We start from the raw sequence: 20952 nt of genomic DNA, 5'->3' as shown, positions 1-20952 counted from the left end.
TTTTCCGCTACCGCGATCCTAAAGGTTGAATAGCATGGCGTCGCATCACAGAATCGCATATAGCGATGAAACGATCGCGAGGGAGCGATCATCTCCATTTATCGGTCAGATATCAGGTCACGTATCACCAGATAACGGGTGACCGAATAGGGTGCCCGGACCGTCCACAGGGAGAAACGCATGAGCGAAGAGTCGTCCGGAACGGCTGTTCTCATCGATGTCTCGGATCTGGCCCTCGACGATCTTCCCGCTCTCGGCAACGCCAGGCTGAGGCGGGCGCTGGAACAACTGGTCGCGAGGAACGGAGAGGCGGTCGCCGCGTTCAACTCCGCGATGTGAGCGGAGGCGGCGCCTGGGTGAGCGATGGCGGAGATCGCGTGGCGGGACGGTGAATGGGATCGGCTGGTCGATCAGTTGAGCAAAGGTGACTGCGTGCCCTTCGTCGGGGCCGGCGCCGGGGCCGGCGTCCTTCCGGACGCGGCGAAGCTGAGCCGGTGGCTGGCCGAGAAGTACAAGTACCCCTACGACCGGCCGGGCGATCTCATCGAGGTCACCGACTACCTCGTGTGGTGGTTCGGCGGCGACGTCCCTTACGTGAAGTCGCTGATCTGTGAGGAGATCCGGGCGGGGGTGGACGGCCTGGACGCGGTGCTGGAGCCGTACGCCCTCCTGGCGGAGCTGCCTCTGCCGATCTTCATCACCACCAATTACGATGATCTCCTGCTCAAAGCGCTCACCCGCGCCGGCAAAAAACCAAATGTCGCCATTTGTCCGTGGCATGACCAGATCAACCACGGCCAGGAGCTGCTGAGCAGCGAGGAGGGGTGGAATCCGCGCCCCGATTCTCCGCTGATCTACCACCTGCACGGCAGCATGCGCCAGCCGCAGTCGATCGTGCTCACCAACGACGACTACGAGGAGTTCATCACCAGCCTGGTGGCCGATCGCGAGATCATACCGCCCGTCATCCGCGCGGCCCTGACGACGCGGTCTCTGCTGTTCATCGGCTACGGAATGCGTGACATGACATTCCGCACCATCTTCAACGGCCTGCAGCGCGTGCTGCCGGGAATGGTCCGGCGGCGTCATGTGAGCGTTCAGCTCCCGCCGTCCGTGAACACGCCGGGAAGTGGCTCCGGACCGTCGATGATGCAATATCAAGCGGCTCGCTTCGATAAATGGCGTATTTCCATCTACTGGGGGACAATCGACGAATTCACGGGGGAGCTTCGGCGGCGATTGGGACGACATGATGACACCCCGCAGCAGGGCTGAGCAGCAAGGAGGGCCGTACGTGGGGCCGCGCGCGTTCCGGCCCGAGGATCGTCACGTCTTCTTCGGGCGGGCCAGGGAGGCGCGCGAGCTGGCCGACCACTGGCAGGCCAACTCGCTGACCTTCCTGAGCGGACCCGCCGGGGCGGGGAAGACCTCGCTGCTCCAGGCGGGCGTGCTGCCGCTGCTCGATCCGGACGTCGTGGACGCGCTGCCCGTCGGGCGCGTGGCCTCCGGAACGCGGGTCCCGGTCGTGCTGCGGGGCGGGTCCAACCCGTATGTCTTCGCCGTGCTGTCGTCCTGGCTGCCGTACGAGGCGCCGTCCGGGCTCTCCGACGTGACCATCTCCGGATTCCTGGCGCGGCGGCGCGTCCGCCACGACCAGTACGGCGACCCGATGCCCACGCTGATCGCCGTCGACGGCGCCGAGGCGCTGCTGGCCGCCGGCCGGGACCCGGCCGCGAGCGATGATCTGTTCGCCCAGCTCGCCGCCGCGCTGGAGGGCGATCGCGACCTGCGCGCGCTCGTCGTGATGCGCGAGGACGCGCTGCCGATGCTGAGGAGCCGGCGCGAGAAGGTCTTCCGGCGCGCCGTCGAGTACGCCGTCGAGGCGCTCGAACCGGCCGCGGCGGCGGCCGCCGTCCGCGGACCGGCGAAGGCCGCGGGACGCCCCTTCGCGCCGGGCGCCGCGGAGAGGCTGGTGGACGACCTGCTGACCGTCCGGCGGGTCAGCCCTCTGGGCGACGAGACCGAGGAGCGGCTGCCCCTGGTCGAGCCCTTGCACCTGCAGGTGGTGTGCGCCGCGCTGTGGAAGGCCCTGCCGCCGGGCACCTCCGTCGTCACCGCCGGGCACGTGCGGGACCTCGGCGACGTCGCCCGCTCCCTGGCGGACTTCTACGACGGCGTGATCGAGGAGGTCGCCCGGGACGCCTACCACGGCGAGAGCGAGCGGCTGAGGGCGCGGCTGCGCGAGGCGTTCGTGGACGAGAAGGGCGGCCGCAAGGACGTGGTGGCCGGTCCGGCGGAGAGCGCGGGGCTGCCGGACGCGGTGATCAGGGCGCTGGCCGGGCGTCATGTGCTCCGGCTGGAGGAGCGGCCCCAGGGCGGGAGCCGCTGGCGGCTCTCCCACGACCACCTGGTACGGGCGCTCACCCGCGGTCAGGAGAGCCGTACGCCGGCCGGACGGGTGGACCCGGCGGAGTACCGGCGGCTGGCGGAGGCGGCCCTGCGCGAGGGCCACCTCGAACGCGCCCGCGATCACGCGCGCACGGCGCTGCGTCACAGCGGGCCCGACAAGCGCCTGCGGGCGGACGTGGAACAGCTCCTCGCGGACATCGCCTACCGCAGCGACGACCTCGACACCGCAGTGGACCACTACGGGCGGGCGTCCGTCCTGCTCCAGTCGCTGCCGGGCGCGGAGGGTCAGGTCGCCGGGGTGCTGACGGCCATCAGCCAGATCAAGATGGCGCAGGGACGGTTCGAGTCGGCGCTGCGCGACCTGGAGGCCGCGGCGCTGCGCCGCCCCGACGACGCGGGCATCAGGGTAGAGCTGGCCTGGGTGATGTGGTGCTCCGGGCACGTCAACGGCGCCGTGGACCTGCTGGGCACCGTGCTCGCCGAGGAGGGCGACGAGAGGCGGGCGCTGCGCGCGCGGGGCGAGATCATGGCCGACCTCGGACGGCCGGCGGCGGCGCTGCGTGATCTCGGGCGCCTGGACTGGGGTTACTCGCCGTCCGCGCGGACGGCTTACGCGCTGGCCCTGGCGCTGGAGGGGCGCGCGGACGAGGCGCTGGACCTCGTGCCGCCGATCGAGCCGGGGACGAGCGTGACCGTGCTGCTCCGGGTCGCCCGGATCCGCGACGCGGCGGGGCGGCGGGACGAGGTCGCGAGCCTGGCCCGCCGGGCCCTGGAGGACGGCGTGCGGCCGCCGCTCCCGCGGCCGCTGGTCGAGGTGGCGGAGCGCCTGGCCCGGGGCTAAATCGGCGATCCCATAATCAACAAAGGTTTCCCGTGCATTAGCATTCAGCGGTGAGTCCTGACCCGTTACCGCCGGGACCCGACGAAACTCACTCCATGGTTCCTGCCGGTAAAAAGGGTGAGGTGAGGAGACGAGGACCGCTGGCGGTTCTTGTCGCTTATCCCGGTTTCCGGAGGCTTTGGCTGGGTTCGGCCGTATCCATGGCCGGCACTCGGGCGCTTGGCGTCGTCTATCCGTTGCTCGCGGTTCTGGACGGGCGGTCCGTCGTGTGGGCGGGATGGGTGGTGTTCGCCTGGACCGTGCCGACGCTGCTCTACATCCCGGCCGGCGCCCTGGTCGACCGGTGGGATCCGCGCCTGGTGCTGCGGTGGAGCGAGGTCCTGCGGGGGGTGGCGATCGCCAGTGTCGTGCTGGCCCTCGCGTGGGGGCGGCTCGACGTCTGGCATCTGCTCGCCGTCGCTTTCTTCGAGGCCGCGTTCTCGGTCTTTTCCTCCCTCGCCGAAACCGCTCTTATATCCGCTATAGTCCGCAAAAAGGATATAGGGAACGCGATGGCCGTCCATGAGAGCAGTGTGCACATCGCGGTGCTCACCGGACGCCCTCTCGGCGGCCTGCTGTTCGGCTGGATGCCCGTCGCCCCGCTGTTCGCCAACCTCGTCCTGATCGGCGGCTTTCTCACGGCGCTGCGCGGTCTCGGAGGATCGTTCGGCTCCCGCGACCGGGCGCCGCTGCTCCAGGAGATCCGCCGGGGCATCACCGTCGTGCGCGGCGACGCCTTCCTCCGGGTGGCCACGTGGTTGACCGCCTCCACGAACATGATCTTCCAGGCGCTCGTCATCGTGTTCATCGCCTCCGGCGTGGACCATGGCACCTCCCCGCTCGTCACGGGACTGGTGCTGGCCGCCAGCGGTGTGGGCGGACTCGTCGGCTCACTCGTCGCGCCGCGGCGCGGCCGGGTCGCCGCCTGGCTCTCCCGCTGGACGGACCGCAGGCCCCTCGTCGGCAAGGTGACCGACCACGCGGGGCTGACCCGGCGAGGCCGCTCCACGCTCGTCCTGCACGCCTGGCTCTGGGCGCTGTCGCTGGCGCTGATCGCCTCCACCGACGCCCCGGTGTTCTTCGCGGCCGGGCTGGTCGTCATGGGCGCGGCGGGCGGGCTCAGCAACGTGACCATCAAGACGGTGACGAGCCGCAGCCACCCCGACCTCATCGCCCGCGTCACCGGCTTCTCCCGGCTGGTGAGCTACGGGGCGTCCGCGGTCGGCCCGCTGTTCGGCAGCGTCCTGCTCATGGTCCTCGGCGTCCACCTGACCGTGTTCGCGCTGCTGGGGCTCACGCTGCTGATCGCGTCGCTCGTCACGTGGGTGCGCCGCCTGCGCCGCAGCCTGTCGCCCCGCTGGGAGGCGGTGTCCGGCCACGCGGGCGCCACGGAGCCGTCGGAGTCTCGTGGGGCCGCCAACGACGCGGTGTACGAGCCGCAGCAGGTCACCGTCTGAGATCCGCGACCGTGCCCGGTAGCCTGGCCCCGCTCTGGACACGTATGAGGGAGAGGCCCCGATGGCTCCGAACATCGCGACCGCGCGCCGCGTCGACCTGCCCGAACTGCTGGAGTTCCTGCGCCCCAGGCACCACGGACTGCTGGCGACCACCCGTGCCGACGGGCGGCCCCAGCTCTCGCCCGTGAGCTGCGGGGTCGACGGCGAGGGCCGGATCGTGGTGTCCACCTATCCGGAGCGCGCCAAGGCCCGCAACGCGCGGCGGGACGAGCGGACGTCCATCTGCGTGCTGTCCGACGACTGGAACGGCCCGTACGTGCAGGTGGACGGGCGCGCCGAGGTGCTGGACATGCCCGAGGCGCTGGACGCGCTGGTCGACTACTACCGGTGCATCGCGGGCGAGCACCCCGACTGGGACGAGTACCGGGCGGCGATGGCGCGGCAGGGCAAGTCGCTCATCCGGCTGCACATCGAGCGCTGGGGGCCGATCTCGACGGGCGGGTTCCCGGCGCGGCTGGTCGCGGACGACTGACCGCGCCGGGGGCGACTGACCGCGCCGGGGGCGAGGCGGAGCGGGTCAGCCGGTGGCGATGTCGTTGGCCGCCACGTAGCCGAACGTCATGGCCGGTCCCAGGGTCGAGCCCGCCCCCGCGTAGCTGTGCCCCATGACGGCGCCGCTCGCGTTGCCCGCCGCGTACAGGCCCGCGATGACGGACCCGTCGGCCCGCAGCACGCGCGCCCGCGCGTCCGTCCGCATGCCGCCCTTGGTGCCCAGGTCACCGGGGACGATCTTGAACGCGTAGAACGGCGGCAGCCACAGCGGCGCCAGGCACGGGTTCGGCCTGACGAACGGGTCGGCGTAGTAGCGGTCGTAGACGCTGTCGCCGCGGTGGAAGTCGGCGTCCCTGCCCGTGGCCGCGAACCCGTTGAACCGGTTGACCGTCGCGCGCAGCGCCGCCTGCGGCACGCCGATCTTCTGGGCGAGCAGCTCGACGGTCGCCGCCTTGAACACGGCCCCGCTGTCGTACCAGGAGTCGGGGAACGGCAGCAGCGGCGCGATGTCCTTGAACAGGTACTTGTTGCGGTAGTTCTGGTCCACGATCAGCCAGGCCGGGATGTGCGGCGACGACGGCGTGTCGCGGTCGTACATGACGTGCACGACGTCGCTGTACGGCGCGCCCTCGTTGACGAAGCGCTCGCCCTTGCCGTTGACCAGGATGCAGCCGGGCAGGGTCCGTTCGGCCAGGCAGAAGTACGGCTCGCCGGGCAGCGGGATCGCCGGGCCCCACCAGGCGTCCTCCATCAGGTCGAGCGCGGCGCCGGCGCGCTCGCCGGCCCGGATGCCGTCGCCGGTGTTCGACGCGGCGCCGACGGTCCAGTCGGTGCCGATGGGCTGGCGCTGGAACTCCGCGCGCATCGCGGCGCTGTGCTCGAACCCGCCGGAGCCGACGATGACGCCGCGGCGGGCCTTGACCAGCGTCTGGGTGCCCTCGCGGTCGACGAGCACGCCGGTGGCGCGGCCGTTGTCGATGCGCAGGTCCACGAGCGGGGTGCCGAGCCAGACCGGGACGCCGGCCGCGAGCAGGCCGGCGCGCAGCCCGCCGGCCAGGGCCTGGCCCATGGTGAGGGGCTTCTCGCCGCGCAGCGCGGCGGCGGTGCCGCGGGCCAGGCAGGCGGCGCTGACCTCCAGGCCCTTGGGGTTGACGGCGGCCAGCGTCAGCCACTTGTAGTCGGCGCTGAAGACGACCAGGCCGGCCGGGGTGGGGATGTAGGCGGGGTTGAGACGGGCCAGCTCGGCGCCGAGGATGTTGCCGTCGAGCTGGTCGGGCTCGATGGAGCGGCCGTTCGGCATGCCGCCGGGGTACTCGGGATAGTAGTCGGAGTACCCCTCCATGAAGCGGAAGCGCAGCGGGCTGTTGCGCATGACGAACGAGATCATCGCCGGGCCGTTGGCGAGGAACGCCTGCTGCCGCGCGGCGGGCACCGTGTCGCCCACGACGCGGGCGAGGTAGGCGGCGGCCTTGGCCGGAGTGTCGGGCACACCGGCGGCCAGGATGACCTCGTTGTTGGGGATCCAGATGCCGGCGCCGGAGCGCGCGGCGGATCCGCCGAAGACGGGCGCCTTCTCCACGACGACCACGCTGAGTCCCCGCCTGGCGGCGGTCAGCGCAGCGGTCATGCCGGCGGCGCCGGCTCCCACGACCACGACGTCGTACTCCGCCTCCGCGTGGGCGGGGGAGGGGCGGCCGAGGGTGGCGCCGGCGACCAGCGCGCCGCCGGCCAGGGCGGCGCCCCGGAGCAGGGTGCGGCGGCTGGGCCCGGGGAGCGCCGGCGGCTCGGGGGTGAGGGGCTGGGGGGTGGGGTCCGTGCTGGACTCGGGCATGCTGGATCCGATCCCTTCCACGTGCGTGCGCCGCTACGGCGGAGAGCTCGCCGGCGGCAGCCGGAGGAACAACCGCGATGGCACCTCGCGCCCGGTGCGAACGCTACGGACGAGCTGGGGATGTGGCCCCCGTCACAGCATGAAGCATGCGCTTGGTTGGTTCGGCTGTCAACACGAAGCGCGTGCCGTCCCCGGTGACACGTCCGCCGCCGCGGGCGTCCGACAATGGGACATGCGCAAATACGTGATCATGGGTGTGCAGGGGAGCGGCAAGGGCACCCAGAGCAAGCTGCTCGCCGACGACCTCGACCTCACCCACATCAACGTCGGCGACATCTTCCGGTGGCACGTCAAGCAGCACACCAAGCTCGGCGCCCAGGTGCGCCGCATCGTGGCCGCGGGCGAGCTGGTCGGCGACGACCTCGTCGAGGACGTCGTCCGCGAACGTCTCCAGCAGCACGACTGGAACTACGGGTTCGTCGTCGACGGCTTCCCGCGCAACCGGCGGCAGGCGGAGTTCTTCCTGGAGAGCTTCGACATCGACGGCGTGATCCACCTCGACCTGCCCGACGAGGAGGTGCGGCGGCGCGTGCTGGGCCGGCGCCTGTGCTCCCGCTGCGGCATGGACTACAACCTCATCGCCCACCGCCCCGAGGTCGAGGGCCGCTGCGACGTGTGCGGCGGCGAGCTGGTCACCCGCGAGGACGACACGCCGGAGGCGCTGGCCCGGCGGCTGCGCGACTACCACGACAAGACGGACCCCGTGCTGGAGCTGTTCCGCGGCAAGGAGTACGTCACGACCGTGGACGCCCGGGGCGAGAAGGCCGCCATCCAGCGCACCATCCGCGAGCGCCTCGGCCTGCCCCCGTACCACCCCTGACGCCTGCCGCCGTACCACCTCCTACGGACGGGCGGGCCGCTCAGGCCGTGGCGCGGGACAGGACCACCTTGAGCGCGCCCGTCGCCAGCGGGTCGGCGAACGTCGCGTACGCGGCGTCCATGCCGTCCGGCGCGTCGAGCGCGAAGCGGTGCGTGACGAACGCCCCCGGGTCGAGCCGCCCCGCCGCGACCATGGCCAGCAGGTCGGGCGTGGAGAAGGTGTCCACGAGCCCCGTGGTGATGGTGACGTTCCGGATCCACAGCTGCTCCAGGTGGAGGGTCGCGGGCGCGCCGTGCACGCCGACGTTGGCGACGTGACCGCCCGGGCGCACCAGGCGCGCGCACAGCTCGAACGTCTCCGGCACCCCCACGGCCTCCACCGCGACGTCCGCCCCCAGCCCGTCGGTCAGAGCGGCCACCGCGGCGGCCGCGTCGTCGCCGGGGCCCACCAGGACGTCCGCGCCGAGCCGCCGCGCCGCCTCCAGCCGCGCCGGGGCCAGGTCCACCGCCACGATGTGGCCGGGCGTGAACAGCCGCGCCGTCATGACGACGGCCAGGCCGATCGGTCCCGCGCCCACGACGACGACCGTGCCGCCCGGCCGCACCCGGCCGTTGAGCACGCCCACCTCGTACGCCGTCGGCAGGATGTCGGCGAGCATGAGCGCCGCCTCGTCGGAGACCGATTCGGGCAGCCGGTGGAGCGAGGTGTCGGCGAACGGCACCCGCACGTACTCCGCCTGCGTCCCGTCGACCAGGTGGCCGAGGATCCAGCCGCCGCCGCCCAGGCACTGGCCGTAGGAGCCGGTCCGGCAGTAGCGGCACCGGCCGCACGCCGAGATGCACGAGACGAGCACGCGATCGCCCGCCTTGAGCGTGGAGACCCCGTCGCCCGTGGCCGTCACCGTGCCGACCGCCTCGTGGCCGAGCACCCGGCCCGGCTTGACCTCCGGCACGTCGCCCTTGAGGATGTGCAGGTCCGTGCCGCAGATCGTGACCGCGTCCACGCGCACCACCGCGTCCGACGGCTCGGCGACGGACGGGTCCGGGACGTCCTCCCAGGAGCGCCTTCCGGGGCCGTGGTAGACGAGAGCCTTCATGGGGCCACCTTCCCTTCGTCCTGCTCTCCCACGGTCGTCCCGCCGCCGGGCGGGGCGCCAGGGACGAAGGTCCCGGCGTCTCGGTGGCCTTCTCCTCCGGACGACCCGGCGGCGTGAGCGCCGCCGCCACCCCGGCCCCGGAGGCGTCAGCGGACCTCGGCCGGGCCGCCCAGCTCCGCGACGTCCCGGGCGGCGTCGCCCAGGAGCTTGTCGGCCAGGTCCATCAACGCCCGGCCGGCGGCCAGCTCGTCGCCGATCTCGGGCACCGGACGGTCCGCCGGGTTGCGCCGGGCCAGCCCCACACTCTCGTGCCATGGCGTGCCGGTCGCCGACAGGACCGCGCGGGCGAGCGTCCGCTCGTCGGTCTCGTCCTCGCTGATGTAGATCTGTACGGTCCACTGCTTGGCGTCCATCGCCGCCTCCTCGCCTCTCACCGGGCGTTCACCCTCCCTGCGAGGCGTGCCCGGCGCGGGCTCGTCGAACCACCCCGCCGGGATGCCGTTCGGCCCGGGCTGTCGGGACCAAGGGCCCTGCCGTCCGGCCGTCCCCCGCGATGCGATGGGGATGGACAGGGAGGCAACCATGATCATCGTAGGTGTCGACGGCTCCGCGCCCGCGCGCGCCGCCGTCGAGTGGGCGGCGGACGACGCCCTCCGGATGCACGAGCCGCTGCGCATCGTGCACGCCGTGGACCGCTCGCCGTACCAGATCGCCAAGTTCCCCACCGCAGACTGGCCCGACGCGCTCGTCCACGGCGGCGAGAAGGCCCTGGCCGAGGCGCTCGCCGTGGCGCACGAGCGCCAGCCGTCCGTCGAGGTGACCACGCGGCTGCTCGAAGGCACGCCCGCGCAGGTCCTCCAGGACGAGGGACAGGACGCCGCGGAGATCGTCGTCGGCAGCCGCGGGCTCGGCGGGTTCGCCGGCGCGCTGCTCGGCTCGATCAGCGCCCACGTCGCGGGCCAGGCCCTGTGCCCCGTCGTCGTGGTGCGCGGCGAGACGGGCCGGCGGCACAACCTCATCACGGTCGGCGTGGACGACTCGGCCGCGTGCGAGCCCGCCCTGCCGTACGCCTTCGAGCAGGCCAAGCTGCGCGGCAGCGCCATCCGCGCCGTCTACGCCTGGAACATGCCGGTGTACGCGTTCGCGCCCGGTCCCCACGACATGGACGCGATCCGCAAGGCCGCGTGCGAGGTCATCGACGCGCACCTCGAACGGTACAAGAAGGAATACCCGCAGGTCAGCGTCACGGAGGAGGTCCGTGCGGCCCACCCGGTGGACGCGCTGCGCCGGGCGTCGGCCGAGAGCGACCTCGTGGTGATCGGCTCCCACGGGCACGGCACGCTGGCGTCGGTGTTCGTCGGCTCGGTACGCCGCGGCGTCCTGCACCACGCGCAGTGCCCCGTGGCGGTCGTGCGCGCCCGCTGAGGGTCCGTGGTCCGCCCGGGCCCGGGACCAAAGGCACGTGGAGGCGGGACGTCGGCCGGTGACGCCGGAGCGGCCCCGCGAAGCATCGTGAGAGGCGAAAGCGAGGTGGCATCCATGTCCATCACCGTGAAGGACGTCATGGGCCGTACGGCCGTCGCCGTCCGGGAGGACGCGTCGTTCTCCGACATCGTGGCCGCCATGAGGCTCGGCGCCGTGGGCGCGGTCACCGTGGTCGACGCCGACCGGCGGCCGGTGGGCGTCGTGTCGGAGGACGACCTGCTGCTCAAGGAGGCCGGCGCCGGACGCGGCGGCCTCCCGTTCCTCGGGGGCCGCCGCCGGCGGCGGGAGCAGGAGAAGGCGGCGGGGAAGACGGCGGCGCAGCTGATGACCGCGCCCGCCGTCACGGTGACCCCCGGGACGCCGGTGCGCGACGCGGCCCGGTCGCTGCGCGACAGGCGGGTCAAGCAGCTTCCCGTCATCGACCCGGTGACCGGCCGCGTGATCGGCACGCTCCACCAGCGCGACGTCCTGCGGGTCTTCACCCGGCCGGCCGCCGAGCTGGCGGCCGACGTGCTGGCCGCGCTGCCGGACCCCGCGGACTCCGGCGAGGACCTGTCCGTCGAGGTCGACCGGGGCGTGGTGACGATCCGGGGCCGCGCGGCCTCCGTGTCGCGGGCCGCCGCGACGGCCGAGGCGCTGCGCGCGGTGGACGGCGTCGTGGACGTCGTCTCCGAGCTGGACGTCGCCCCGGAGGACCGGCTCGTCGTACCCCCGCTGCTGTAGGCCCCCACTCCTGTAGGCCCCCGCTGCTGTAGGCCCCCTGCAGCGGGAGGGGCCTTCCCGAACTCCGATGCCAGGCGGCGCCGCGGCCGTGCGCCGGCCCGCCCGCGTGGCACTCGGCCACCTCGTCGGCGGCGAGACCACCATGAGGCCCACTCCCGAGGGTCTCGCCGCCGGCCTCCTCCCGATCACCTCAGATGCCGAACCCGGACGACGCCGGGCACGGTACGGGCCAGCACGTCGGCGACATGCTCGGCGAGCACGTCCCCGGGGCCGGAGGCCAGGACGGCTCCGGCCGGGCCGGGGACGGGGGAGGGGCGCGGCTCGGCGGCCGGTCGCAGCTCGGCGACGCCGTCGTGGACCGCCACCTCCCAGAACGGGCCGTGCGGGTAGTGCTCGCGCAACGCGGCCGCCACCTCCGCGCGCAGCTCCTCGTCGGGACGGGCGAGCATGCGCATCAGGTCGCGGCGGCTGACCATGCCGACCACGCTGTGGCCCGCCAGCACCGGCAGGCTCTTGACCTGCTTGCCGACCATGAGATCGATGGCGGCCGTGACGTCGGCCGTCTCGCTGACCGTGACCACCGCGTGGGTCATGACCTGCCACACGAGCGCCGGCGGCGGGCCCTGCCCGCCGGGCACGGGGCGGGTGGTGGCGCGCGGGTCCGGCTGGAACTCGCCGCGCAGCAGGTCCAGCTCGGACACCACGCCCACCAGCCGCCCGGCGTCGTCGAGGACGGGGGCGGCGGTGACGTCGCGCTCGTACAGCACGCGGACGGCCTGGCGGATCGACGTGGTGCGGCCGACCGTCACGACCGGGCTCGACATGACCTCCCGGACCAGCATGGCTTCCCACCCTCCTCGCCGGCGGCGCGCCCGTCACGACCCGGCGCGCCTCGCGCCCGGAGGGACGAAGGTCCCGGCGACCGCGGCCCCTGACCAGCGCGTACGGGGCGGGGGCGCTGGGCCGTCACCTCCGCCTGAGGCTTGATTACCCTTCTGAGCTGCGAAGACCCCCCTTCTCCCGGACCCCGGCGACACCGGCGGGCGAAGGCGGTACGGGGTCGAAGGTCCCGGCGGGGAGGGGCTGGAAGGTCCGGGCGTACGGGACCTTACGGCTCTGCCCGGCGGGCGCCGGGTCCGATGGTATGGAGACGTACAAGAGAACATCCTGAACCGGCAATGAAAGGGGGCCGTCATGGCCACCACGCTCCCCCGCACCGCCCCTCGCGCTCACACGGCCGAGACGGCGCACCGTCCCGCCGACTACGTCTGGGCGATCGCCCGGATCTCCCTCGGCTGGGTGTTCCTGTGGGCGTTCCTCGACAAGACGTTCGGCTGGGGCTTCGCCACTCCCGCCGCGAAGGCCTGGATCGCGGGCGGAAGCCCGACGACCGGCTTCCTCAAGGGCACCGGAGAGAACGCGCTCGGCGGGGCCTTCTCGGCGCTGGCCGGTCAGGCCTGGGTGGACTGGCTGTTCATGGCCGGCCTGCTCGGCGTCGGCCTGGCCCTCACCCTCGGCGTGGGCACCCGGATCGCGGCCGTCAGCGGCGGTCTGATGCTGATGCTCATGTGGGCCGCCGAACTGCCCCTGACCACCAACCCCTTCATGGACGACCACATCGTCTACACGATCGTCCTGGCCGGTCTGGCCCTGTCGGGCGCCGGCGCCACCCTCGGCCTGGGCAACCTGCCGATCGTCCGGCGCCACCCGATCCTCAAGTAGGCCGATCCGCGAAGAGGCCGATCCCCATGGTCCTCCAGCAGGTGCCGCGAAGAGCACCGCACCGGACGCCGCGCCCGCCCCGACCCCGGGGTGGGCGTTCGCGCGTCACCCGGGGACACCCCCGTCACCCCGCGGACCGGCCGAACAGGCTGAGCACCCCCGCCATCGCGCCCAGGTGGACGCCCTCCGCCGTCGTCCCGCCCTGGACGTCGCGCACGTCGCTGTTCAGCGCCTCCACCAGGAACGGCTCGGAGGCTCCCGGCCGGACCCGGGCCAGCACCCCGGCGTGGACCACGGCGCTCAGCGTCGAGCCGTGGCAGGTGCGGGCCAGGTAGTAGTCCACGGTCCGCGCCGCGGCGGCGGCGTCCCAGGCGTAGCCCAGGCCGGTCAGCAGCCGGGTCAGCTCCTCCTCGCCCAGCACGTGGAACAGCATGAGCACGTCGGCCTGCTTGGACGCCTTGTAGCGGTTCGGGGTGTCGCCCTCGGCCTCCAGGATGCGGTCCAGCCGCCGGATGTCGCCGTACCCGCGCCGGTAGCGGTCCCAGTCCAGCTCCAGCAGCTCGCCGTACCCCTCGAACTGGCTGATGACGCCGTCGTGGAAGTCCACCCGCATCCCGTGCGCCAGCTCGGCGAAGCGGTCCAGCTCGGCGGCGGTGAGGTCGCCCGCCTCCGCGACGGCGGGGGTCTCCAGCACGCGGCGCATCAGCCAGGCCGTCATCACGTTGGTGTAGGCGTTGTTGTCGATGCCCGGCCGGGCCCGGTCCGGGTAGCCGTCGTGGTACTCGTCCGGGCCCATCACGCCGCGGATCGCGTACCGGTCGCCCTCGCGTACGGCCAGCGACGCGAAGAAGCGCGCCACCTCCGCCATCAGCTCGCCCCCGAACCCGGTGAGGAACCCGGCGTCGCGCGTCACCCGCTGGTGCCGCCACACGTTGACGGCGACGGCCAGGCCGACATGGCGCTGCAGATGGGAGTTGTCGGGCAGCCAGCGGCCGGAGCGGGGGTTGTAGTGCAGGTCAGGCGTCTCCTCGCGGCCGTCGCCGGCGCTCTGCCACGGGAACATCGCCCCGGCGCGCCCCTCCCGCGCGGCGGCCCGGCGCGCCGCGGGCAGGCGCCGCCACCGGTAACGCAGCAGCGCCTCGGCGACGTCGGGGAAGCGCGGCGCGAGGTACGGGAAGACGAACAGCTCGTCCCAGAACACGTGCCCCCGGTAGGCCTCGCCGTGCAGGCCCCGGGCGGGCAGGCCCACGTCCAGGTCGGTGATGTGCGGCGAGGCCGTCTGCAGCAGGTGGAAGGCGTACAGGTTGAGGGTCTGCCGCACCTCGGCGTCCCCGCCCTCGACCCGGGCCCGCGCCCACAGCCGCTCCCACGCGCCGGCGTGCCGCTCCAGCAGCTCCTCGAAGCCGGGCGCGCGCAGCGCCGCCGCGCGGGCCGCCTCGGCGGGGGCGCCGACGGCGCGGTCGCGGGAGGTGTGGACGGCCACGACCTTCTCCACCCGCACGGCCTCGCCGGCGCGCGCGTGGAGGGTCAGCACGTCGGCCACCCACGCCCGCCGGGTGACGGCCGCGCGGCGCGCGCCCGGGTGGCCGGGCGCCGTCGTGCGGGCCGCGAGCGCGATCTCCACCCGGGAGGTCGCGGTACGGACCAGCAGCTCGGCGACGCCGTCCGCGGAGGAGTGGGCGGCGAGCGGCACCAGGTGGTGGCCGTTGAGCTGGCGGTAACGGGCGACGCCCGCGTTGACGACCCGCCCGTCGAGGGCCGAGCGCACCTCCAGGAGCCCGTCCCAGTCCTCGGGGGTGACGGTGACGGCCAGCGCGGCCAGGTGCGGGTCGTCCATGGACACCAGCCGCCGCTCCTCCACCGCGGTCGTGCGCCCGGCGCCGTCGCGCACCCGTACCCGCCGGGTCAGGACGCCGCGCCGCAGGTCGAGCCGCCGCTGACAGGCCAGGATCCGGACGTCGCCGCCCGGCGCGAACCACTCGCCCCCGGCGGGGCGGAAGGTCAGGGGCAGCCAGTTGGGGATGTTGACGATGTCCTCGTTCGTCACGGTACGGCCGGCGACGTGCGACTCCAGCCGGTCGTAGCAGCCCGCGAGGTACGTGCCCGGGTAGTGGACGCCGTCGGCCTCCGCCTCGGCCGCGGCGCCCCGGGTGGCGACGTACCCGTTGCCCAGCGTGGTCAGCGCCTCCCGCAGCCCTTCGGCGGCCGGGTCGAAGCCGTCGTAGTCCAGCACCCAGGGATCCACGTCGCCTCCCGCGCCGTCGACGTCGCGACATGACACGTTCTGAGCCGTCTTCTACCCGCTTGCTCCTTCCTTGCCGACATTCCGCGTCGGGCAGGTGCGTCGCCGCTGGTCACAGGGGTATGGGGCGAGAGAGCGCGGGCTCGCGGAGAGCGGGGAGAGCGTCATGAGCGGGGTGATCGTCGCCGGCACGGACGGCTCGGCGGGCGCCGCCGCGGCCGTGCGGTGGGCGGCCGACGACGCGTCGCGGCGCGGGCTGCGCCTGCACCTGGTCCACGCCGTGACCCCTGGCTTCACGGGGCCGGTCAGGGCCGAGGAGGGGGAGCGGCTGCTCGCCGAGGCCGCCCGGGTCGCCGCCGGGTACGCGGGCGCCTCCGCCGTGACCACCGAACTGGCCGAGGGACGGCCGGACGAGGTGCTGCGCGAGCGCGCCGCCGGGGCCGCCGAGGTGGTGGTGGGCAGTCACGGGACAGGCGTGATCCCGGGCATGCTGGTGGGGTCGGTGCCGCTGCGGGTCGCCGGGCACGTGGCCGGCGTCGTGGTGGTGGCCCGCCCTCGCCAGGCGCCGGGATCGCCCTCCGGTGAGGCCGGGGTCGCGTCCGGAGGCGATCCGTACGGGATCGCGTTCGGTGATCTGGGCGGCGGGCAGGTCGGGCGGATCGTCGTGGGCGCCGGTGAGGAGTGCGCCGGTGCGGCGGGGGAGGGGGACCCCGCGCTGGAGTTCGCGTTCGAGCAGGCCCGGCTGCACGGCCGCCCGCTGCTGGTCGTCCACGCCCTCCCCGAGCACGCCACCACGCGCCGCCCGCCCGAACACGGATCGCCCGCCGCGACGGACGCGGGCGGCGGCTCCCCAGGGCCGCGGACCGCGGACGGGGAGGAGCGGCACGGGGAGGAGCGGCACGTGGAGGAGCGGCCCGGGGAGGAGTGGCCCGGCGAGGAGCGGCTCGCGGGCCTGCGGGAGCGCTACCCGGACGTGACGGTCACCTGCGAGGTCACCCGCTGCCCGCCCGTGCCGGCCCTGGTGGCCGCCTCCACCCGGGCGGCGCTGCTCGTCGTCGGGTCCAGGGGGCTGGGGCCGGTCGGGTCGCTGCTGCTGGGCTCGGTCAGCCGGAGCGTCCTCCACCACGCCCGCTGCACCGTCGCCGTCGCCCGCTGACCGCCCGCCGCGGGGTCAGGGTGGGTCAGGGGACCTCGTAGGTGATGCCGTGCCGGGCGGCGACGCGGTTGAGCTTGACCGGGTCGAAGGCGCCGCCGGTCGTGACCGCCGGTCCGGCCTCGATCAGGTCCTCCACGTAGCACTCCCACCCGCCGGGCGAGGAGATCTGGATGACCCGGGGCGGCGGCGACGACCCCTTGCGCAGGGCGTGCGGCACCCCGTGCGGCAGCAGCACGAACCCGCCCTTGCCCAGCCGCTCGGTCCGGTCGTCGAACTCCACCTCCAGCACGCCGTCGAGCACGTAGACGCACTCGTCGGCCTCATGGTGGACGTGCCGCGGGATGTCCCTGGTCAGGGTCGTCTCCAGCAGGGACAGCCGCCCCTCGGTGTCCTCGGTGCGCGCCTTCACGGCGAACGCGGGAGGCACGGGGATCCGGCCCGGCCGTGCCTGGCCGGGTTCGAGCAGGATGAAACGGTCCTTCGACATGGGAGCATCCCTTCGCGCCGCGAGTGTCGCGGCATGGGGAACGATGAGCGGTACAATCGGAATGCGGAATCCGTATTCCGGAAAAATCTAGCCAGAGGAAGGCCCCTGATGTCAACACCGCCGTCCCGCCGCAAGCCGCGCACCGACGCCGAACGCAACCGCGCCCGCGTCCTGGAGGCGGCCCGGGCGCTGTTCGCCGAGCACGGCCAGGACGTGCAGATGGCGGAGGTGGCGCGGGTCGCCGAGGTGGGCATCGGCACCCTCTACCGGCACTTCCCGACCCGCCAGGCGCTCATCGAGGCCGCCGCCGAGAGCCGGTCGGCCGAGCTGCTGGACCACGCGCGGGCGCGTTGCCTCGGCGAGGCCGACCCGGCCCGTGCGCTCGCCCTCTTCGTCGAGCACGTCGGCGAGGTGCTGGCCGCGGACCGCGGCATGTCGCAGGTCATCGAGGGCGTCGTGGGCACCACCGAGCCGCAGGGGCGGACGGGGGAGGCCCTGCGGGACGTCGCCCGCGAGCTGGTCGAACGGGGAAAGGCCGTGGGCGCGTTCCGGGCGGACGCCGCGACCTCGGACGTCAACATGATCGTCTGCGGTCTCGCGTCGGTCATCCGCAACGGGGCCGGTGACTGGCGCCGCTTCGCCGAGATCGCCCTCGACGGCCTCAAGCCCGGCGCGGGATCGCCCACCGTGATCCAGAACGGTTGATCCGAGCCGACCTCGCCTTCTCCGGCTCACGCCCTCGTCCCCCAGGGAAGCCGGCCCCATGTCCGTGCTGTGACCGGTACGGTGCGGGATATCCCGGCACCGGCCCAATTCCCGGCAAAGGCTCATCCGAGTAGAGGGCTACTCATGCGCCGGACCTGCCCCGTCCCCATCCTTGCCACAGTCCCATCAGATGGCAGGGGGAAATGTCATGCATCCTCACTCCGGCGTGGCGGTCCGGGCCAGAGCGCTCGCCGTCCTCGCCGCGCTGCTCCTCGTCACGGCCGGCCTGGCGGCGCTCGCCGCGCCGGCGCGCGCCTCGACCGACGTCCGGCTGAAGCTGTCGATCACCTGGATCCAGCAGGGCGAGAACCCCGACGACGACGGGGGCGACGGCGACTACTTCCCGGAGATCCGCATCGGCGACGGGCCGCTGGTGCGCAAGCCGTACGTCCAGGACGACGTGTTCAACCCCAGCACCTTCCCCGACCCGTGGGTCTTCACCCAGGACACCACGGTGCCCGACGACCGGACCACCGTGCCGATCCTGGTGCGGCTGTGGGACTACGACGACGGCACCAACTTCGGTGACGACCACATGGACATCAGTCCCGGCAACCAGGACGACGACCTCGACCTCAAGTACGACATCGGCACCGACACCTGGACGTCCCCCGAGGACGGCATCACCCCCGGCCAGGAACGCATCACGGGCGACGGCGACCCGAACTTCCCCGACACCAACGACGGCGTCGCCATCACGATCGGCATCAAGATCGAACGGCTGAGCCCGCTGCCCGACACCGACGGCGACGGCATCTACGACGTCATCGAGCGGTTCGGGGTGCGCGACAAGGACGGGTCGATGAAGTACGACCTCAAGGCCATGGGCGCGAACCCGTGCCGCAAGTCCGTCGTCGTCCAGATCGACTACATGACCGGCGCCGCCGACGGGCACAGCCACCAGCCGAAGGACGCGGCGATCGAGGAGGTCAAGCGCGCCTTCGAGGACGCGCCCGTCGATCCCGTGTCACCCTGCCCGTATCCCGGCTTCAGCACCACCCAGGGCGTCGACTTCGTGCACATCGCGGGTAAGTCCGTCGCCGAGCAGAACGTCATGGGCCTGGACGCGAACTACCGCGCCGCGCGCAACGCGAACTTCAGCAACCTGCTCGCCCCGTACGCCCACTACGCGATCTTCGCCCACCGGCTGACGCCCGGCGGCTTCAGCTCCGGCCGCTGCTGCGAGCCCAACCGGGGCGACAACAAGGACTTCATCGTCACCCTCGGCGGCTGGCGCACGGTCTGCGTCGCGCCCGGCGCCAACGGCAAGCTCGACACCACGCCCGCCGCCACGGACGCGAAGATGGGCGAGGACCTGCTGGTCGGCTCCGACCGGACCTGCGACACCGACGCCGACCCGCGCACCGACGACCGGCAGATCCTGAAGAAGGGCACCGGCGCCGCCGACGCGGACGTGGGGACCGTACGCGACCAGTCCGGCAGCATCATGCACGAACTCGGGCACGCGCTCGGTCTGGCGCACGGCGGCGCGGACCGCACCAACTTCAAGCCCAACTACCTCAGCGTCATGAACTACGCCTTCGATCCCGGCGGCATCCCGACGGGCCCGGACCCGCTGCCGCGCCGCCTGGACTACTCACGCGGCTCGCTGCCCACGCTCGACAAGGGGCAGCTCCTGGAGGGCGACGGCATCCGCGACGGCGAGGACCTCACCCGCTGGCGGCTCCCCGGCGGCGACCCGCTGTTCGGGCCCGGCACCGGCGCGCTCAACTGGAACGACGACGCCGTGCCCGACGACCCGAACCGCGTGGCCGCCGACATCAACTCCGAGGACGACGTCTGCGTCCTCGCGGGCACCGACGGCGTCCTGACCACGACGGCCGTCGGCAACGACGAGAACGTGGGCGACGCCATCCTCAACGGCGGCGACGCCTGCAACACGGCGCCCGCGACCGGCGACACCGGCCGCGCCACCCTGCTGACCGGCCACGACGACTGGGGAAGCCTCAAGTACCGCGCCGTGGGCTCCCCGGACGCGGGCGCCCCGGCCGCCGCGCCGTCCGTCAACGAGATCGGGTTCCCGGCCGTGCTCGGCGCAGAGCTGGCGCTGCGCGACTTCTACGACCCGGACGTCACCGCCACCAAGACCGTGGACGAGCCCGAGGCGCTGCCCGGCGACACCCTCACCTACACCGTCCTCGTGCGCAACGAGGGCCGGGGGACCGCCGCCGACGTCAAGGTGACCGACACCTTCCCGGACGGCACCACGGCCGAGCAGCGGCTGCCCGACATCAAGGCGGCGGCGCAGCGCAGCGCGACGTTCACCTACGTCGTGCCGTGCACGGCCGAGAACGACTCGGTCGTGACCAACAAGGCCACGGTGGCGGCCAAGAACCTCGCCGGCGGCGACGAGGCCGACACCTCCGACAACACCGGCACGGCGAAGAGCACGGTCAAGGCGCCGCGCCTCACCCTGTCCGCCGCCACCACCCCGGAGGCGAACGCGGGCGAGGCCACGACGACCACCCTGACCGTCCGCAACACCGGCGGCGCCGCCGCCACCGGCGTCACGCTCACCTACGCGCTGCCCGACGAGGTGTACTACAGCACCGCCCTCGACCAGGGGAGCGGCCCCCGGCCCACGGAGGTCTCCGGCGGCACGCTGACCTGGCGCCTCGACCCGGTGGAGGCGGGCGCCACGGCGACCGTCGCGTTCACCACCCGTTCCAGCCTGCTCGTGACGGGCGGCACGGAGCAGACGGGGCACGCCGAGGTGGCGTACGTCAACGCCAACGGCTGCGCGTACGACCCGGTGACGGCCTCGGCCACCTCGACGGTCACGGAGGTGGCGCCGAGCCGCGACCCGCGTCCGTCCGCGGTGTGGATGGCGATGCCGGCGCTGCGCACCGCCGAACTGCTGGCCCGGGTGCAGGCCACCGACACCCGTTTCGACGGGGCCGACGGCTCCGCCCCGGACGGGCTGCTGACGCAGCAGGAGGTCACGGCCGCGCTCGCGCCGCCGCTCCCGCAGCCGCGGGCGCTGCGCACCGAACTGCTCGGGGCGTACCTCAACCTGGGCAGCCGCCGCGTCAACGCCGCCACGGCGGTGCGCGGCGTCGCCATGGACCGCATCGGGGCGCGGACGGTCGGCGCCGCCGCCCGGCACGCCCGGACGGTGCTGACCGAGCCGCCGGGCGGTGACCTCACGGCCTACCAGCAGGCCACGCTGGCCCTCATCGAGATCAACACGGGAGCCGCCGAACGCTACTGAGTTCCCGGCCGCACGCCGCGGGGCCACCGTGAGGA

Annotated in this window: 18 protein-coding genes; 12 read left to right on the top strand and 6 right to left on the bottom strand. The window is 73.3% G+C overall.

Features of this window, described 5'->3' with window-relative positions; genetic code table 11:
• Positions 1-180 precede the first annotated feature (180 nt).
• From fxsA to HT134_RS08975, 5 genes are all read left to right on the top strand, one after another.
• Entirely contained in the window at positions 181-339 is a 159-nt protein-coding gene (fxsA, locus tag HT134_RS08995) for an FxSxx-COOH cyclophane-containing RiPP peptide (protein ID WP_175599677.1), read from the top strand.
• Positions 340-363: 24 nt separating this feature from the next.
• The gene (locus tag HT134_RS08990) at positions 364-1275 is read left to right on the top strand and encodes an SIR2 family NAD-dependent protein deacylase (protein WP_175599676.1); all 912 of its coding nucleotides are present in this window, start codon (positions 364-366) and stop codon (positions 1273-1275) included.
• A 19-nt stretch (positions 1276-1294) separates the two neighbouring features.
• Complete coding sequence (locus HT134_RS47575; RefSeq protein ID WP_175599675.1) at positions 1295-3250, top strand: tetratricopeptide repeat protein; 1956 nt, start codon at positions 1295-1297, stop codon at positions 3248-3250.
• A gap of 95 nt (positions 3251-3345) precedes the next feature.
• Positions 3346-4746, top strand: a complete 1401-nt coding sequence (locus tag HT134_RS08980) for an MFS transporter (protein WP_281387385.1) — start codon at positions 3346-3348, stop codon at positions 4744-4746.
• Positions 4747-4807: 61 nt separating this feature from the next.
• The gene (locus HT134_RS08975) at positions 4808-5278 is read left to right on the top strand and encodes a PPOX class F420-dependent oxidoreductase (RefSeq protein WP_175599673.1); all 471 of its coding nucleotides are present in this window, start codon (positions 4808-4810) and stop codon (positions 5276-5278) included.
• Positions 5279-5323: 45 nt separating this feature from the next.
• Here HT134_RS08975 and kstD read toward each other — a convergent pair whose 3' ends face one another.
• The gene (gene kstD, locus HT134_RS08970) at positions 5324-7129 is read right to left on the bottom strand and encodes a 3-oxosteroid 1-dehydrogenase (protein ID WP_175599672.1); all 1806 of its coding nucleotides are present in this window, start codon (positions 7127-7129) and stop codon (positions 5324-5326) included.
• Positions 7130-7361: 232 nt separating this feature from the next.
• Between kstD and HT134_RS08965 the strand changes: the two genes are divergently transcribed.
• Complete coding sequence (locus HT134_RS08965; protein WP_175599671.1) at positions 7362-8009, top strand: adenylate kinase family protein; 648 nt, start codon at positions 7362-7364, stop codon at positions 8007-8009.
• A 40-nt stretch (positions 8010-8049) separates the two neighbouring features.
• On the opposite strand, the gene HT134_RS08960 is transcribed toward HT134_RS08965, so the two are convergent.
• Together HT134_RS08960 and HT134_RS08955 are read right to left on the bottom strand one after the other, a co-directional pair.
• Positions 8050-9105, bottom strand: a complete 1056-nt coding sequence (locus tag HT134_RS08960; RefSeq protein WP_175599670.1) for a zinc-dependent alcohol dehydrogenase family protein — start codon at positions 9103-9105, stop codon at positions 8050-8052.
• Between the two features lie 146 nt (positions 9106-9251).
• Positions 9252-9518: a DUF1876 domain-containing protein gene (locus tag HT134_RS08955; RefSeq protein WP_175599669.1), complete on the bottom strand. Its 267-nt coding sequence runs from the start codon at positions 9516-9518 to the stop codon at positions 9252-9254.
• Positions 9519-9687: 169 nt separating this feature from the next.
• Here HT134_RS08955 and HT134_RS08950 point away from each other — a divergent pair, with 169 nt between their 5' ends.
• Positions 9688-10530: a universal stress protein gene (locus HT134_RS08950; RefSeq protein WP_175599668.1), complete on the top strand. Its 843-nt coding sequence runs from the start codon at positions 9688-9690 to the stop codon at positions 10528-10530.
• A gap of 114 nt (positions 10531-10644) precedes the next feature.
• Positions 10645-11313 carry a CBS domain-containing protein gene (locus HT134_RS08945; protein WP_175599667.1) on the top strand — a complete coding sequence of 223 codons (669 nt, stop codon included), beginning with the start codon at positions 10645-10647 and terminating at the stop codon, positions 11311-11313.
• Positions 11314-11498: 185 nt separating this feature from the next.
• Here the strand turns inward: HT134_RS08945 and HT134_RS08940 are convergent, their stop codons facing one another.
• Entirely contained in the window at positions 11499-12155 is a 657-nt protein-coding gene (locus HT134_RS08940) for a CBS domain-containing protein (RefSeq protein WP_175599666.1), read from the bottom strand.
• A gap of 352 nt (positions 12156-12507) precedes the next feature.
• Here HT134_RS08940 and HT134_RS08935 point away from each other — a divergent pair, with 352 nt between their 5' ends.
• Positions 12508-13035 (top strand): DoxX family protein, encoded by a 528-nt coding sequence (locus HT134_RS08935; RefSeq protein ID WP_175599665.1) that lies wholly within the window; start codon positions 12508-12510, stop codon positions 13033-13035.
• 124 nt (positions 13036-13159) lie between these two features.
• Here HT134_RS08935 and HT134_RS08930 read toward each other — a convergent pair whose 3' ends face one another.
• A complete protein-coding gene (locus HT134_RS08930; protein WP_175599664.1) occupies positions 13160-15280 on the bottom strand; it encodes a glycoside hydrolase family 65 protein in 2121 nt (706 codons plus the stop codon).
• 163 nt (positions 15281-15443) lie between these two features.
• Here HT134_RS08930 and HT134_RS08925 point away from each other — a divergent pair, with 163 nt between their 5' ends.
• The gene (locus HT134_RS08925) at positions 15444-16433 is read left to right on the top strand and encodes a universal stress protein (RefSeq protein ID WP_175599663.1); all 990 of its coding nucleotides are present in this window, start codon (positions 15444-15446) and stop codon (positions 16431-16433) included.
• Positions 16434-16458: 25 nt separating this feature from the next.
• On the opposite strand, the gene HT134_RS08920 is transcribed toward HT134_RS08925, so the two are convergent.
• Positions 16459-16920, bottom strand: a complete 462-nt coding sequence (locus HT134_RS08920) for a cupin domain-containing protein (protein WP_175599662.1) — start codon at positions 16918-16920, stop codon at positions 16459-16461.
• Between the two features lie 108 nt (positions 16921-17028).
• Between HT134_RS08920 and HT134_RS08915 the strand changes: the two genes are divergently transcribed.
• Entirely contained in the window at positions 17029-17625 is a 597-nt protein-coding gene (locus tag HT134_RS08915; RefSeq protein WP_175599661.1) for a TetR/AcrR family transcriptional regulator, read from the top strand.
• Between the two features lie 208 nt (positions 17626-17833).
• Positions 17834-20917: a CARDB domain-containing protein gene (locus HT134_RS08910; RefSeq protein ID WP_175599660.1), complete on the top strand. Its 3084-nt coding sequence runs from the start codon at positions 17834-17836 to the stop codon at positions 20915-20917.
• The last annotated feature ends 35 nt before the right edge of the window (positions 20918-20952 follow it).

The sequence above is a fragment of the Nonomuraea rhodomycinica genome, from assembly GCF_013363995.1.
Lineage (GTDB): Bacteria > Actinomycetota > Actinomycetes > Streptosporangiales > Streptosporangiaceae > Nonomuraea > Nonomuraea rhodomycinica.
This window is presented reverse-complemented; position numbering and strand designations above follow the sequence as displayed.

Coding starts and splice junctions, on each gene's coding strand:
- HT134_RS08910 (WP_175599660.1), top strand. CDS start 17,834: ATGCATCCTCACTCCGGCGTGGCGGTCCGGGCCAGAGCGCTCGCCGTC.
- HT134_RS08960 (WP_175599670.1), bottom strand. CDS start 9,105: ATGAAGGCTCTCGTCTACCACGGCCCCGGAAGGCGCTCCTGGGAGGAC.
- HT134_RS08915 (WP_175599661.1), top strand. CDS start 17,029: ATGTCAACACCGCCGTCCCGCCGCAAGCCGCGCACCGACGCCGAACGC.
- HT134_RS08955 (WP_175599669.1), bottom strand. CDS start 9,518: ATGGACGCCAAGCAGTGGACCGTACAGATCTACATCAGCGAGGACGAG.
- HT134_RS08920 (WP_175599662.1), bottom strand. CDS start 16,920: ATGTCGAAGGACCGTTTCATCCTGCTCGAACCCGGCCAGGCACGGCCG.
- HT134_RS08975 (WP_175599673.1), top strand. CDS start 4,808: ATGGCTCCGAACATCGCGACCGCGCGCCGCGTCGACCTGCCCGAACTG.
- HT134_RS08925 (WP_175599663.1), top strand. CDS start 15,444: ATGAGCGGGGTGATCGTCGCCGGCACGGACGGCTCGGCGGGCGCCGCC.
- HT134_RS08990 (WP_175599676.1), top strand. CDS start 364: ATGGCGGAGATCGCGTGGCGGGACGGTGAATGGGATCGGCTGGTCGAT.
- HT134_RS08935 (WP_175599665.1), top strand. CDS start 12,508: ATGGCCACCACGCTCCCCCGCACCGCCCCTCGCGCTCACACGGCCGAG.
- HT134_RS08950 (WP_175599668.1), top strand. CDS start 9,688: ATGATCATCGTAGGTGTCGACGGCTCCGCGCCCGCGCGCGCCGCCGTC.
- HT134_RS08940 (WP_175599666.1), bottom strand. CDS start 12,155: ATGCTGGTCCGGGAGGTCATGTCGAGCCCGGTCGTGACGGTCGGCCGC.
- HT134_RS08980 (WP_281387385.1), top strand. CDS start 3,346: ATGGTTCCTGCCGGTAAAAAGGGTGAGGTGAGGAGACGAGGACCGCTG.
- fxsA (WP_175599677.1), top strand. CDS start 181: ATGAGCGAAGAGTCGTCCGGAACGGCTGTTCTCATCGATGTCTCGGAT.
- HT134_RS08945 (WP_175599667.1), top strand. CDS start 10,645: ATGTCCATCACCGTGAAGGACGTCATGGGCCGTACGGCCGTCGCCGTC.
- kstD (WP_175599672.1), bottom strand. CDS start 7,129: ATGCCCGAGTCCAGCACGGACCCCACCCCCCAGCCCCTCACCCCCGAG.
- HT134_RS08965 (WP_175599671.1), top strand. CDS start 7,362: ATGCGCAAATACGTGATCATGGGTGTGCAGGGGAGCGGCAAGGGCACC.